At 65.3% G+C, this 12524-nt stretch carries 10 protein-coding genes; 6 read left to right on the top strand and 4 right to left on the bottom strand.

All coding sequences use genetic code 11. The features are described 5' to 3' along the window. Position 1: 1 nt before the first annotated feature. The 4 genes from F9929_RS04175 to F9929_RS04160 form a co-directional block, all read right to left on the bottom strand. Positions 2–1174 carry an ABC transporter ATP-binding protein gene (locus F9929_RS04175; protein ID WP_152045295.1) on the bottom strand — a complete coding sequence of 391 codons (1173 nt, stop codon included), beginning with the start codon at positions 1172–1174 and terminating at the stop codon, positions 2–4. A gap of 77 nt (positions 1175–1251) precedes the next feature. Further along, entirely contained in the window at positions 1252–2346 is a 1095-nt protein-coding gene (locus tag F9929_RS04170) for a polyamine ABC transporter substrate-binding protein (RefSeq protein WP_152045294.1), read from the bottom strand. A 119-nt stretch (positions 2347–2465) separates the two neighbouring features. Beyond that, positions 2466–2987 (bottom strand): GNAT family protein, encoded by a 522-nt coding sequence (locus F9929_RS04165; RefSeq protein WP_152045293.1) that lies wholly within the window; start codon positions 2985–2987, stop codon positions 2466–2468. A 20-nt stretch (positions 2988–3007) separates the two neighbouring features. Then, complete coding sequence (locus F9929_RS04160) at positions 3008–3796, bottom strand: aspartyl/asparaginyl beta-hydroxylase domain-containing protein (RefSeq protein ID WP_152045292.1); 789 nt, start codon at positions 3794–3796, stop codon at positions 3008–3010. A gap of 152 nt (positions 3797–3948) precedes the next feature. Between F9929_RS04160 and F9929_RS04155 the strand changes: the two genes are divergently transcribed. The 6 genes from F9929_RS04155 to pgl all read left to right on the top strand — a co-directional run bounded on the left by F9929_RS04155 (position 3949) and on the right by pgl (position 12520). Next, a complete protein-coding gene (locus F9929_RS04155; RefSeq protein ID WP_152045291.1) occupies positions 3949–5490 on the top strand; it encodes a glutamine synthetase family protein in 1542 nt (513 codons plus the stop codon). Next, positions 5490–6776 carry an NAD(P)/FAD-dependent oxidoreductase gene (locus F9929_RS04150; RefSeq protein ID WP_152045290.1) on the top strand — a complete coding sequence of 429 codons (1287 nt, stop codon included), beginning with the start codon at positions 5490–5492 and terminating at the stop codon, positions 6774–6776. Before F9929_RS04155 ends, F9929_RS04150 begins: the two co-directional genes overlap by 1 nt. A 136-nt stretch (positions 6777–6912) precedes the next feature. Beyond that, positions 6913–7554, top strand: a complete 642-nt coding sequence (locus tag F9929_RS04145) for a biliverdin-producing heme oxygenase (protein WP_152045289.1) — start codon at positions 6913–6915, stop codon at positions 7552–7554. A 1-nt stretch (position 7555) separates the two neighbouring features. Then, the gene (locus tag F9929_RS04140) at positions 7556–10141 is read left to right on the top strand and encodes an HWE histidine kinase domain-containing protein (RefSeq protein WP_235919024.1); all 2586 of its coding nucleotides are present in this window, start codon (positions 7556–7558) and stop codon (positions 10139–10141) included. Positions 10142–10261: 120 nt separating this feature from the next. After that, positions 10262–11737: a glucose-6-phosphate dehydrogenase gene (gene zwf / locus F9929_RS04135; RefSeq protein ID WP_152045287.1), complete on the top strand. Its 1476-nt coding sequence runs from the start codon at positions 10262–10264 to the stop codon at positions 11735–11737. 72 nt (positions 11738–11809) lie between these two features. Then, entirely contained in the window at positions 11810–12520 is a 711-nt protein-coding gene (gene pgl, locus F9929_RS04130; RefSeq protein ID WP_152045286.1) for a 6-phosphogluconolactonase, read from the top strand. The last annotated feature ends 4 nt before the right edge of the window (positions 12521–12524 follow it).

Here is a 12524-nt window from a genome sequence, read left to right as displayed (position 1 = left end):
GTCAGGCCGTCAGAACGACGCCGGCATCCGGCGAGAAGGAGAGCCAAGCTTCCTCGTCCCAGGTGAGCGGCTGCTCGACCCCGCGCGAAGCGTTGATCACGGTGGCGCGCACGAGTTCGCCGCCGGGAAGCTTCACGAGATAAAGCGTCACGTCGCCGAGATAGGCGATGTCGTAGACTTCGCCGCGAAAGGCGTTGATGCCGTAGGTCTCGGGCCGTGTGCGCCCGATCCGCATCTTTTCGGGGCGGATGGCGAAGGCGGCCTTGTCGCCGGCCTTCAAGGCTACCGGCGTTTCGGTCTCGATCGTGCCGCCCGCCGCCGCCATGCGCAAACGGCTTCCCTGCCGCTCTTCCACCGTGCCTTCGAGGATGTTCACGTTGCCGATGAAGTCGGCGACATAACGGCTCGACGGCGCTTCATAAATCACGGCGGGGGTCGCGACCTGTGCGATGCGCCCTTCGCGCATCAGCGCGATGCGGTCGGCCATCACCATCGCTTCTTCCTGGTCGTGGGTGACGATCACGAAGGTGAGGCCGAGTTCGACCTGGAGATCCATCAGTTCGAACTGCGTTTCCTCGCGCAGCTTCTTGTCGAGCGCGCCGAGCGGCTCGTCGAGAAGCAGGACCTTCGGCCGCTTGGCGAGCGAGCGGGCGAGCGCCACGCGCTGCTGCTGGCCGCCGGAAAGCTGCTGGGGCTTGCGTTTGGCGAAGGGCGTCAGCTTCACGAGGCGCAGCATTTCGGCGACGCGGTCCGCGATCTCCGATTTGGCCATGCCGTCCTGCTTCAGGCCGAAGGCGATGTTCTTTTCCACGCTCATATGCGGGAAAAGCGCGTAGGACTGGAACATCATGTTCACCGGCCGCTTGTGCGGCGGCACGCCGACGAGGCTCTCCCCTTCGAGCCGAAGATCGCCGCTCGTCGGCTCCTCGAAGCCCGCGAGCATGCGAAGAAGCGTCGACTTCCCGCAGCCGGATGGCCCGAGAAGCGCGAAGAACTCGCGGCGATAGATGTTGAGAGAGAGATCGTCCACCGCGACGAAGTCGCCGCCGAAGCGCTTGGTGACGCCCGCGATCTCGATCAGCGGCTTCTGGGCCGGATCGTCCCAGGGCGCGAAGGCGCGGCGGATATTGCCGAGCGATTTGGTTGAGGCTTGCGTCGAGGCGGTCGCTGCCATCTGGTACTCACGAAAAAGGCCGGCGAATGCCGTAGCGGCCGTCCATGACGGCCGCGCGACGGTTTGGGAAGTGGCTTTTAGCGGCCGGTCTTCACCGTGGTGAAGGCCCGCGTGACGAGGCGCTGCGTCTTGGCGTCGTAGGGCTGCTTGGTGAAGAGGTTCTTCAACACCGCTTCATCCGGATAAACCGCCTTGTCCTCGAAGACCGCCTTGTCGATCAGGGGCTGCGAGGCCTTGTTGCCGTTTGCGTAATGAACCACGTCCGACGCCTTGGCGATGACCTCCGGCTTCATCATGTAGTTGATGAAGGCAAGCGCGTTGTCGACGTTGGGCGCGTCGGCGGGCATGGCGAGCTGGTCGAAGAACAGGAGCGCACCTTCCTTCGGGATGGAATAGGCGATCTCGACGCCTTGCCCCGCTTCCACCGCGCGGTCGCGCGCCTGGAACACGTCGCCCGAGAAGCCGACCGCCACGCAGATATCGCCGTTGGCGAGGCCGTTCACATATTCGGAGGAATGGAACTTGCGCACGAAGGGGCGCACCTTCTGGAGAAGCTCGCCGGCCTTCTTGATGTCTTCCGGGTCCTTGGTGTTCGGATCGATCTTGAGATAGCGGAGCGCCGCCGTGATCATCTCGTAGCCCGAATCCAGCATGTCGATGCCGCAGCCCTTCAGCTTCTCGGCATATTGCGGATCGAAGACGAGGGCCCAGGAATCCGTCGGCGCGTTCGGCAGAAGCTCGGCGACCTTCTTCTTGTTGTAGCCGATGCCCGTCGTGCCCCACATGTAGTTCACGGAATATTCGTTGCCGGGGTCGTAGGCCGAAACCTCCTTCTGCACGAAGTCCCACATATTCGAGATGTTCGGCAGCTTGGACTTGTCGAGCTTCTGGAACACGCCGGCCTGGATCTGCCGCGACATGAACTCGGCCGATGGCACGACGACGTCGTAGCCGGTGCCGCCGGCGAGCAGCTTGGTTTCCAGGATCTCGTTGGAATCGTAGGTGTCGTAGACGACCTGGATGCCGGTTTCCTTGGTGAAATCCTCCAGGATCGAGTTGTCGATATAGTCCGACCAGTTGAAGACGCGGACCACCTTTTCCTGCGCTGAAGCGCCAAGCGTCGAGAGTCCGAGCGTCAGGAAAGCGGCGCTGACCAGGAGGCGTTTTTTCATGGAGGGAATCCGGCTTTCGCTCAATCCGACCCGATAGGGCACGGCTCGACTATTAAGCATTCGGTAACCGCTGCCTAGCCCTTTTGCACTACTCAGAAGGTATCGCGCGCAAGGAGACCTCAGCCGGCGCGCGGCGTGAACTCGATGGCGCTCTTGCGTCGCACCATGTAGCGGGCGTCGGGGCCGTAGAGCCGGAGCTTCTCCGGACGGACGGACTTCGTACGGTCCGCAAAGCCGAATCGCTCCCAGAAGGGCGTCGTGCCGTAGACGGCGATGAGACCGGTTTCGGTGAACGCCGCCCCGGCATCCAGCGCGTGGTAGACGCCGATGCGGGCGTGACCTGCCCCGCGAAGGCGTGGGCTCACCACGACATCGTGAATATAGTAGCCATCGGTGCCCGGCGGCAAAGCGCCGAGAACCTCGTCGAGAGGCGGCGGCTCGAAGAGTTTGGCCGGATGGGAAACGGCGTAGCCCTCGATGCCGGCCTGCGACGACAGAACCTGGCAACCGGCCGGAAAGATGGCGAGGCGGTCGGCGAAGACGTCGATCCGCTCGGGGAGGCCTGGATGAACCTCGGCCGCCAAGGCCATCACCCCTTCCAGATCACCCTCGCGCATCTCGCGCCAGACCGGCTCCTCCATCCTCGCCTCCTCCTGTCGCCTCAGCGATGCTTCTGGCCTGCCCCGTAGAACATCTTTTCCCACGACTTGTGCGCCTTGTAACCCTCGCGAATAAAGGGCGTGAACATCGCGAGGTTGAGGATCGCCTTGTTCGTGAGATTGGCGGGGAAGGTCAGCGGCTTCTCGAAATCCACGAACAGAACGACGCGCACCTTGTCCGAATGGTTCCAGGCCTCGTGCTCGTAGGCGTCGTCGAAGATCAGCGCCTTGCCTTCTTCCCAGTGGCAAAGCTCGTTTTCGACGCGGATGCCGATCTTGTCGGGCTCCGGCGGCACGACGAGGCCGAGATGGAAGCGCAGGACGCCGTTATAAGGGCCGCGATGGGGCGGCAGGTGCTTGCCCGGCTCGAAGATGGAGAACATCGCCGATTTCAGGCCCGGAATCTTCTGGAGGATGCGCCAGGTCTCCGGGCACTGGCGGATCGCTTCTTCCGACTTGATGCCGTAGCCGCACAGAAAGAAGGTCTTCCAGTTCTGGTCCGACGAGATGGAGCGCACTTCCGAGGAAATCTCGTGGAAGGCGGGAAGCTCGCCCTTTCGCACCAGGATCTTGTCGAGTTCAGCACGAATCAGGCGCCACTCGTTCTCGATCTCGCGCGCCCAGGGGAAGGTATCGGTCGGATAGACCGGCGGGTTGCCGATCGCCGAATGTTTCAGATTCAGCCGCTCCGCCCCTTCCACGAGCTTCATCACGGCGCGCGCCGCCGGGCTCGTGGCCATGGTGTTCTCGATGCCTTGGGTCGTCGCCTTCTGGTGAACCTTCGCGTCCATATTCGCCTCTTGTGCTCAACTTCAGCGAAACGGCCTGCGCTTCCAGCGCCCCGTCGTCAAGCCGAAGGCGGCCTGGCCCGGCGCTGCGAGGCGCTTTCCTCGGCTGAAGGCCTCGGATATGCTCAGGCATCGTTCAACCCCCGCAGGATCGCATGTCCGAGACCTCAAGGCCGAAATCGTCTCGTCCTCAGTCGCCTGGAAGGATCGAGCGGCCGAAGCCCTCGGGACAGGTGGGGCCGAACGAGCCGACCCCCGTCGGCGCGACGCCTCCCCGTCCGGTTAACGCGGTGCTGCCGGCGGCCGCCGACGAGCGGCGCGGCTTTCTGGAATCGCGCCGGGGCGTGCGCTCCATGGACGAGGCGGCCGATTGGCTGCGGGTGCGCGGTATCGAGGATATCGAGTGCATCACGCCGGACCTCGCGGGCGTGCCGCGTGGCAAGATGATGCCGGCGAAGAAGTTCACCGGCAACACCTCGCTGGCTTTGCCCTCGGCGCTCTTCATGCACACGATCTCGGGCGAATACCCGGAGGAAACGGGTGAGTTCCGCTATTCGCCGAACGACGGCGACCTGAAGCTGATGCCCGATCTCTCCACGCTCTCGGCGGTGCCCTGGGAAACCGACCCGACGGCGCAGGTGATCTGCGATCTCGTGGACACGGCGGGGCAAGCCGTCGCCTATACGCCGCGCAACGTTCTCAAGCGCGTCCTCGGCCTCTACGAAGCCAAGGGCTGGACGCCGATCGTCGCGCCCGAGATCGAGTTCTATCTCGTGTCGAAGAACGTCGACCCGGACTATCCCCTGGTGCCGCCGATCGGCCGTTCGGGCCGCCAGATCCAGGGCGGACAGGCCTATTCCATCGGCGGCGTCAACGAGTTCGACGAACTCATCGACGACATCTACCACTTCTCCGACGCGCAGGGGCTGGAGATCGACACGCTGATCCACGAGGACGGCGCGGCGCAGCTCGAGATCAACCTGCGTCACGGCAATCCGGTGGAGCTTGCCGATCAGGTCTTCATGTTCAAGCGCACCATCCGCGAAGCGGCGATGGGGCAGAACATCTATGCGACCTTCATGGCCAAGCCCATTCAGGGCCAGCCCGGCTCGGCCATGCACATCCACCAGTCCGTGGTGGAGATCGACGGCGGGCAGAACATCTTTTCGGAAGCCGACGGCTCGCCCTCGCAGGCCTTCTACCACTTCCTCGGCGGCATGCAGCGCTACGTGCCGGCAGCGCTCGTGATGATGGCGCCCTACGTCAATTCCTATCGCCGCCTGACCTACGGCATGTCGGCCCCCACCAACAACGCCTGGGGCTACGACAACCGCACCACCGCCTTCCGCGTGCCCGCTTCCGATCCCGCCGCGCGGCGCGTGGAGAACCGCCTCCCTTCCTCCGACGCCAACCCCTATCTGGCGCTCGCCGCCTCGCTCGCCTGCGGTTATCTCGGCATCGTCAACGCGATCGAGCCCGACCAGCCGACCGACCGCACCGTCAACGAAAGCGGCGAGATTTCCCTGCCGCGTGGTCTTCTGGAAGCCGTCGCCGCCTTCGAGGCCGAGCCCGCCTTCCACGACGTCTTCACCCGCGAGTTCGTGGGCACCTATGCCGGCATCAAGCGGGGCGAGTTCGAGACCTTCATGCAGGTCATCAGCCCCTGGGAGCGGGAGTTCCTGCTGCTGCAGGTGTGATGGCACCCTATCAGTCGCCGATCTCGCCCGGCCGGTCCTGGTACGAGGATTCGGTGCCGGACCGCCCGACCTATCCAGCGCTCAACGGCGACCGTTCCGTCGACGTTCTCATTGTCGGCGGGGGCTTCACGGGCCTGTCGGCCGCCGTGCATCTGGCGGAGCGGGGCGTCAGCGTCGCGGTTCTGGAAGCCCATCGCTTCGGCGACGGGGCTTCGGGGCGCAATGGCGGGCAGCTCGGCACCGGCCAGCGGCAATGGCCGGAAGAGCTGGAAAAGCAATACGGCTTCGCGCGGGCCAAAGCCCTGTTCGACCTGGCTGAAGACGCCAAGGCGCATCTTCTGGAATTTGCGAGCGCCAACGCCATCGAGATCGACTACCGGCCCGGCCAGCTCTCCGTCGCGCACAAGAAGCGCTACGTCGCCGACTATCGCGCCCATGTCGAGACGATGCGCGAGCGCTACGACTATCCGCACCTTTCCTTCATGGACGCCGACGAGACGGCGGAGCGGCTGGGCTCCCGCCGCTACCACGGCGGCGCGCGGGACACCGGCACCGGCCACATCCACCCCTTGAAGCTCATCGTCGGCGCGGCGAAGGCGGCGGCGCGTGCCGGCGCGCTTCTTTTCGAGAAAACGCCGGTTCTGTCCCTTTCGAACGAAGGCGGCCTCGTGGTCGCCAAGACGGCCAACGGCACGGTGCGGGCGGAACGGGCGCTGGTCGCCACCAACGCCCACGGGGCCAACCTCGAAAGGCAAGCGGCGCGGCACATCATGCCGATCCGCTCCTATATCGGCGCGACGGAGCCGTTGCCGGAAGGAGCGAACGTCGTTCCCGGCGGCGAGGCGGTGGACGATTCCCGGTTCGTGGTGCGCTATTTCCGTAAAGCCCCCGACAACCGGCTGCTTTTCGGCGGGCGCGAAACCTACACGTCCGAGCCCGGCGATATCGCCCGAGACATTTCCCGCCAGATCGCGGAAATCTTTCCGCAGATCGCCAACGTGCCGCTGACCCATGCCTGGGGCGGCTCGGTCGGCATCACGATGGAGCGGATGCCCTTCGTGCGCACCGTCGCGCCCGGCGTCACCGCCATCGGCGGCTATTCCGGCCATGGCGTGATGATGGCGAACTTCACCGGGCGCCTTTACGCCGAACGCGTGACCGGCAATCGCGACCGGCTGAAACTTCTCGAAGACCTGAAGATCACGCCTTTCCCGGGTGGCGGAGCCCTCCGCGCGCCGCTGCTTTTCCTCGCGATGAGCTGGTTCGCGCTGCGGGACAGGTTCTGACCGGGCAGAGCCAAGCACTGGCAGGGGTTGTATTTTTTGCGGCGATTCAGCACGAGCCGGCATTCCGCTTGGAAGGCCCGCCGCAAAGCTGCTAGGGGCTTCATCAAAGCACGTCCTTCAGCCTCAACGTCCCGAAATGATCGCATCCCCTTCTTCCCCCCCGCCGGTCGCGACGGATGCCGAGCCACGCGCGGCGGCGTCCCTGCGCCGACGCCTGCGCGAGGAAACGCGCGCCTCGCACGAGCGGCTGGATGGAAGCTTCGGCGGCCTCGAACGAAACGGCGATCTTCGCGACTATGGCCGGTTTCTGCGCGTCAACGAGGCCTGCCTTGCGGGTGCCGGCGCGGCTTTGGAGGCAAGCGGCCTTCTCCTGCGCCTTCCCGAAGTTTCCACATCGGCGCGGCAGGCGGCGGCGAGCGCCGATCTGAAGGCGATGGATCTGCGACCGATAGCCCCGCCGCTCTTTCCCCTGCCCCGCCCCAACCTCGCCGAAGCGATCGGCATCGCCTATGTCCTGGAAGGCTCGCGGCTCGGCGCGCGGCAGATCCTGAAGCGCCTGCGCAACAGGGAACAACTGGAAAGCGGCGGGAAGTTCACCACATTGTTTCTGGAAGCGGCCGGCGAACCGGATCGTTTTCGCAGCTTCATGGAGGCTGCCGAAGCGATCGCGACGACGACCCATGCGCGCGACCTCGCGGTCTCGGCGGCGGATCGGACGTTCCAGTATTTCATCGGCGCCGTGCGGATCACGGAAAACGCCTCTTCCAACGGCGAGTAAATTGGCGGCAGAAACGCTTTCTCCGGACGAGCCGGTCGATCTCTCGAACTGCGATCGCGAGCCGATCCACCTTCTGGGCGGCATCCAGCCCTTCGGCTTCCTTGTCGCCGTTTCCATGGACTGGATGGTTCAGCACGTCTCGTCCAACATCGGCGAGTATCTGGACGTCGATCCCGACAACGTTCTGGGCGAGCCGTTGTCGGCGGTGTTTCCTGCCTCCGCCATTCATTCCATCCGCGGCCGGCTTCAGGTGCTCGCCTCGCATGACGGCTCCGAACGCTTGTTCGGCTGCGATCTTCTGGGCCAGAACAGCTTCTTCGACGTGGCGGTCCACGTATCGGGCTCCTCGATCATCATCGAGGCGGAGCCTGCCGAAGCGGAAAAGGCGATCAATCCGAACGCGCTCGTCAAGAGCATGGTCGCCCGCATCCAGAAGACCGAAACGCTCGACCAGATCTTCCGCGAAAGCGTGCGCCAGTTGCGGGGCATCACCGGCTTCGACCGCGTCATGCTCTACCGCTTCGCCGACGGCGGCGCGGGCGAGGTCATCGCCGAATCCGTCCGCACGGGCCGCGAGCCCTTCCTCGGGTTGAACTATCCCGCGACCGATATTCCGGCGCAGGCCCGCAGCCTTTATATCCGCAACCAGACGCGCATCATCGCCGACGTCCACGCCGTTCCCGTGCCGGTTCTGCCGCAGCTCGACCCCTACGGGCAGCCCTTGGATCTGTCGCTCTCGCTTCTGCGTAGCGTGTCGCCGATCCACATCGAATACCTGAAGAACATGGGCGTCGCGGCGTCTTTCTCGATCTCCATCGTGATCGACGGCAAGCTGTGGGGCCTCTTCGCGCTCCACCACTACGCCTCGCGCCACCTGTCCATGGAACTGAGGGCCGCCACCGAACTCTTCGGCCAGATGGTGTCCTTCATCATCGAAGGGCGCATCTACAAGGAGCGGCGCATGGCGGAGGAATCCGTGCGCGAACTCCACGACCGGCTGATCGGCAAGATCGTCGCGACCACCAACAGCATGGAAGCGCTCGCCGATTTTGCCGACGAGCTGCGCCAGATCATCGCCTGCGACGGCCTCGTGGTCTGGTCGAAGGGCGAAGCGCATGTGTCGGGCCGCGTGCCGACGGCGGACGAGCTACCGGGCATCGCGCGCTTCCTCAACCGGGCGGCGGCGAGCCGCGTCTACGCGTCGAGCGAGCTCTCGGCCGTCTACGACAAGGCCGTGGATTTCGCCGACCGGGGCGCCGGCGTCCTCGCCATCCCGATCTCGCGTTCCCCGCGCGACTATATCCTCTTCTTCCGTCGCGAACTGGTGCAGACGGTGAACTGGGCCGGCGATCCGAAAGCCGCCAAGGAGGTCGTGCAAGGCCCGAACGGCGCGCGGTTGACGCCCCGCAAGAGCTTCGAGGCGTGGCAGGAAACGGTGCGCGGCAAGAGCCGCCCGTGGACCGAGACGGACCTCAAGGCCGCGGAAGCCCTGCGCGTTTCGATCCTCGAAATTCTCCTGCGCTTCAACGAGGAGTCCGAGCGCCAGCAAAGCCTTGCCACGCAGCGCCAGGAACTCCTGATCGCCGAGCTGAACCACCGCGTCCGCAACATCCTGAGCCTGATGCGCGCCATCGTCGCGCAGTCGAAGCCCGGGGCCAACACGGTGGACGGCTTCGCGCGAATCATCGGCGGGCGCATCCAGGCGCTCGCCCGCGCGCACGACCAGATCACCAGCGACAACGCGTCCGCGACCCTCCTCGCCGACATCATCGAAACCGAGGTCTCGGCCTATATCGCGGCGAAAGCCAGCCGCGTGCGCTTGTCCGGCCCCAAGGTCTTCGTGGAAGCCAAGGCCTTCTCCACCCTCGCCCTCGTGTTCCACGAGATGGTGACGAACTCCGCCAAATACGGCGCCCTGTCCGATTCCACCGGCTCGATCGACGTCACCTGGGAGATCGACGAGAACGAGGCTTGCGCGATCTCCTGGCGCGAGCATGGCGGCCCGCCGGTGCAGCCGCCGACGCGGCGCGGCTTCGGTTCCACCATCATCCAACGCTCGATCCCGCACGACCTCCATGGCGAGGCCAATGTGCGCTATGCGTTGCGCGGTCTCGAAGCGGACTTCCTCCTGCCGCCGCAGGTGTTCCATCTGGACCGCACGAGCAAACGGCGGACCCAGGACACGGCGTTCGACGTTGCCGAAGCGCTTCCCGTCGCGGAAGCTCCGTCCCTTTCCGGCCTCAACGCCCTCGTGGTCGAGGACAACATGCTGATCTCGCTGGACGCCGAACAGATGCTGGTGTCGGGCGGCGTCGCCAACGTGTTTCTGGTCGGCAGCGTGGCGGAAGCCCGCAAGACGCTGGCGGAGGAGCATGTCGACTTCGCGCTTCTCGACGTGAATCTCGGCACCGAAACGAGCTTCCCGCTTCTCGGCAATCTGATCGAGCGGCGCATCCCCTTCGTTTTCGCCACCGGCTACGGCGAGCAGATCGACCTTCCGCCGGAAGCTGGAACGGCGCGCGCGATCAAGAAGCCGTTTTCCGCCGAGGCGCTTCTCGGCGCGGTTCAGGAAGCGCTTGCGCGATAGGCACCTGCGAGTTCAAAAGAGCGCGTGTGAAGGCCGATAACTAACCTCTGGCCTTTTTCAATCGATTAGATTACAGGGTCCGCGAGGCGTCGCGGCACGGTCTCCGCAGGAAAGGTTTCGATGTCCAGCCAGATCATTCCGGTCGAACCCTTCGACTACGTCGTGTTCGGCGGCAGTGGCGATCTCGCAGAGCGCAAGCTGCTTCCGGCCCTTTACCACCGCGACCGCGATGGGCAGCTTCCCCTCGAGTCCCGCATCATCGGCGCTTCGCGCACCCAGATCACCGACGAGGACTACCGCGCCTTCGCCCGCCAGGCCCTCACCGATCACGTCGGCGCCGCGGCGCTGGAAGACGAAGCGGTGGAGCGCTTTCTCGGGCGCCTTCACTACCGCGACGTGGATGCGCGCTCCGACCACGGCTGGAACGAGCTTCGCGGCCTTCTGGACGATGGCGGCCAGGATCGCATCCGCGCCTTTTATCTCGCCGTCAGCCCGGCGATCTTCGGCGACATCGCGACCCGCATCTCGGAAATGGGCCTCGCCAACTCCAAGACGCGGCTCGTGGTGGAAAAGCCGGTCGGCCGTGATCTCGCGTCCGCCAACGACCTGAACGACGTTCTCGGCCGCCATTTCCGCGAAGACCAGATCTTCCGCATCGACCATTATCTCGGCAAGGAAACGGTGCAGAACCTGATGGCGCTGCGTTTTGCCAACGCCCTCTACGAGCCGATCTGGAACTCCACCCATATCGACCACGTGCAGATTACGGTCGCCGAATCCGTCGGCCTCGAAGGGCGCGTCACCTATTACGACAAGGCCGGCGCGCTGCGCGACATGGTGCAGAACCATATCCTCCAGCTTCTCTGCCTCGTGGCGCTGGAGCCCCCGTCTTCCATGACGGCGGACGCGCTGCGCGACGAGAAGCTGAAGGTTCTGCGCGCGCTGGAGCCGATCACGGCCGGCAATGTCGAACAGACCACCGTGCGCGGCCAGTATCGCGCCGGCGCGTCCTCCGGCGGCGCGGTAAAGGGCTATGTGGACGATCTGGAGGGTTCGAGCGACACCGAGACCTTCGTCGCCATCAAGGCCGAGATCGGCAACTGGCGCTGGGCCGGCGTTCCCTTTTATCTGCGCACGGGCAAGCGCCTGACGCAGCGGATGTCCGAGATCGTCGTGACCTTCCGCTCGATCCCGCATTCGATCTTCGATGCCTCCGCCGGGGCGGTCGCGCAGAACCAGCTTGTGATCCGCCTCCAGCCGGACGAGGGCATCCGCCAATGGCTGATGATCAAGGACCCGGGTCCGGGCGGCATGCGCCTTCGCCATGTGCCGCTGGACATGACCTTCGCGTCCTCCTTCCGCACCCGCAACCCGGACGCTTACGAGCGTCTTCTGATGGACGTGATCCGGGGCAACCAGACCCTGTTCATGCGGCGCGACGAGGTGGAAGCGGCGTGGCGTTGGGTCGATCCGATCCTGAAGGCCTGGGAAGAGCGCGCCGTGAAGCCGCAAGGCTATACGTCGGGCACCTGGGGGCCGTCCGGCTCCATCGCCTTGATCGAGCGCGACGGCCGCACCTGGCACGAGCCGGAATAACCGATCGCCGGTGCGTCCCTCTGCAAAGGGACGCATCGGCCGTCAGCGAGCTTCGGAAGACGGGGAAACGGGATGCTGCACCGCTACAGAACGAGGGACGAGCTTGCCGAAGCCTTGGCGACGGGCGTCGCGGCGGTTCTGGCCGGCGGCATCGCCACGCGCGGATCGGCGACGCTCGCCGTGTCGGGCGGCTCGACGCCCAAGCTCTTCTTCGAACGGCTCTCGATGGCCGAGATCGACTGGGGGCACGTCACGGTGATGCTCGTCGACGAGCGCTGGGTCCCGGCCGACAGCGAGCGCTCCAACACGTCTCTTCTTCGCCGCCATCTCCTGCAGGGACCGGCGGCGCTCGCCCGGTTCGAGCCCTTCTACGAGCCCGCCGACGAGCCGGAAGACGTTCTGCCGGAGATCGAGGCGCGCTTTTCCGGCCTGCCGCGCCCGCTCGACGTCGCCGTCCTCGGTATGGGCAATGACGGCCATACGGCCTCGTTCTTTCCCGGCGGCGACCGTTTGGGGCAAGCGCTGGACCCGCAAGGCCATTCCACTGTCATCCCGATGCGCGCGCCGGGCGCCGGCGAGCCGCGCATCACGCTGACCCTGCCCCGGCTTCTCGAAGCGCGCTTCCTGGCGCTGCATATCGAGGGCAAGGCCAAGATCGAGGCGCTGGAAAAAGCCGAAGCGCCCGGCCCCGAGACGCAATATCCGGTGCGCGCCGTCTTACGCGCGCCGCGCGCCGAACCCCTTCAGATCTTCTGGGCTCCCCTGCCCTCCGACGAGAGCTGACGCC

Origin of the sequence: Aureimonas psammosilenae, from assembly GCF_009176975.1 — a bacterium.
In the GTDB taxonomy this organism is placed as follows: Bacteria; Pseudomonadota; Alphaproteobacteria; order Rhizobiales; family Rhizobiaceae; genus Plantimonas; species Plantimonas psammosilenae.
This window is presented reverse-complemented; position numbering and strand designations above follow the sequence as displayed.

Coding starts and splice junctions, on each gene's coding strand:
- F9929_RS04175 (WP_152045295.1), bottom strand. CDS start 1,174: ATGGCAGCGACCGCCTCGACGCAAGCCTCAACCAAATCGCTCGGCAAT.
- F9929_RS04155 (WP_152045291.1), top strand. CDS start 3,949: ATGTCCGAGACCTCAAGGCCGAAATCGTCTCGTCCTCAGTCGCCTGGA.
- pgl (WP_152045286.1), top strand. CDS start 11,810: ATGCTGCACCGCTACAGAACGAGGGACGAGCTTGCCGAAGCCTTGGCG.
- zwf (WP_152045287.1), top strand. CDS start 10,262: ATGTCCAGCCAGATCATTCCGGTCGAACCCTTCGACTACGTCGTGTTC.
- F9929_RS04145 (WP_152045289.1), top strand. CDS start 6,913: ATGATCGCATCCCCTTCTTCCCCCCCGCCGGTCGCGACGGATGCCGAG.
- F9929_RS04150 (WP_152045290.1), top strand. CDS start 5,490: ATGGCACCCTATCAGTCGCCGATCTCGCCCGGCCGGTCCTGGTACGAG.
- F9929_RS04160 (WP_152045292.1), bottom strand. CDS start 3,796: ATGGACGCGAAGGTTCACCAGAAGGCGACGACCCAAGGCATCGAGAAC.
- F9929_RS04165 (WP_152045293.1), bottom strand. CDS start 2,987: ATGGAGGAGCCGGTCTGGCGCGAGATGCGCGAGGGTGATCTGGAAGGG.
- F9929_RS04170 (WP_152045294.1), bottom strand. CDS start 2,346: ATGAAAAAACGCCTCCTGGTCAGCGCCGCTTTCCTGACGCTCGGACTC.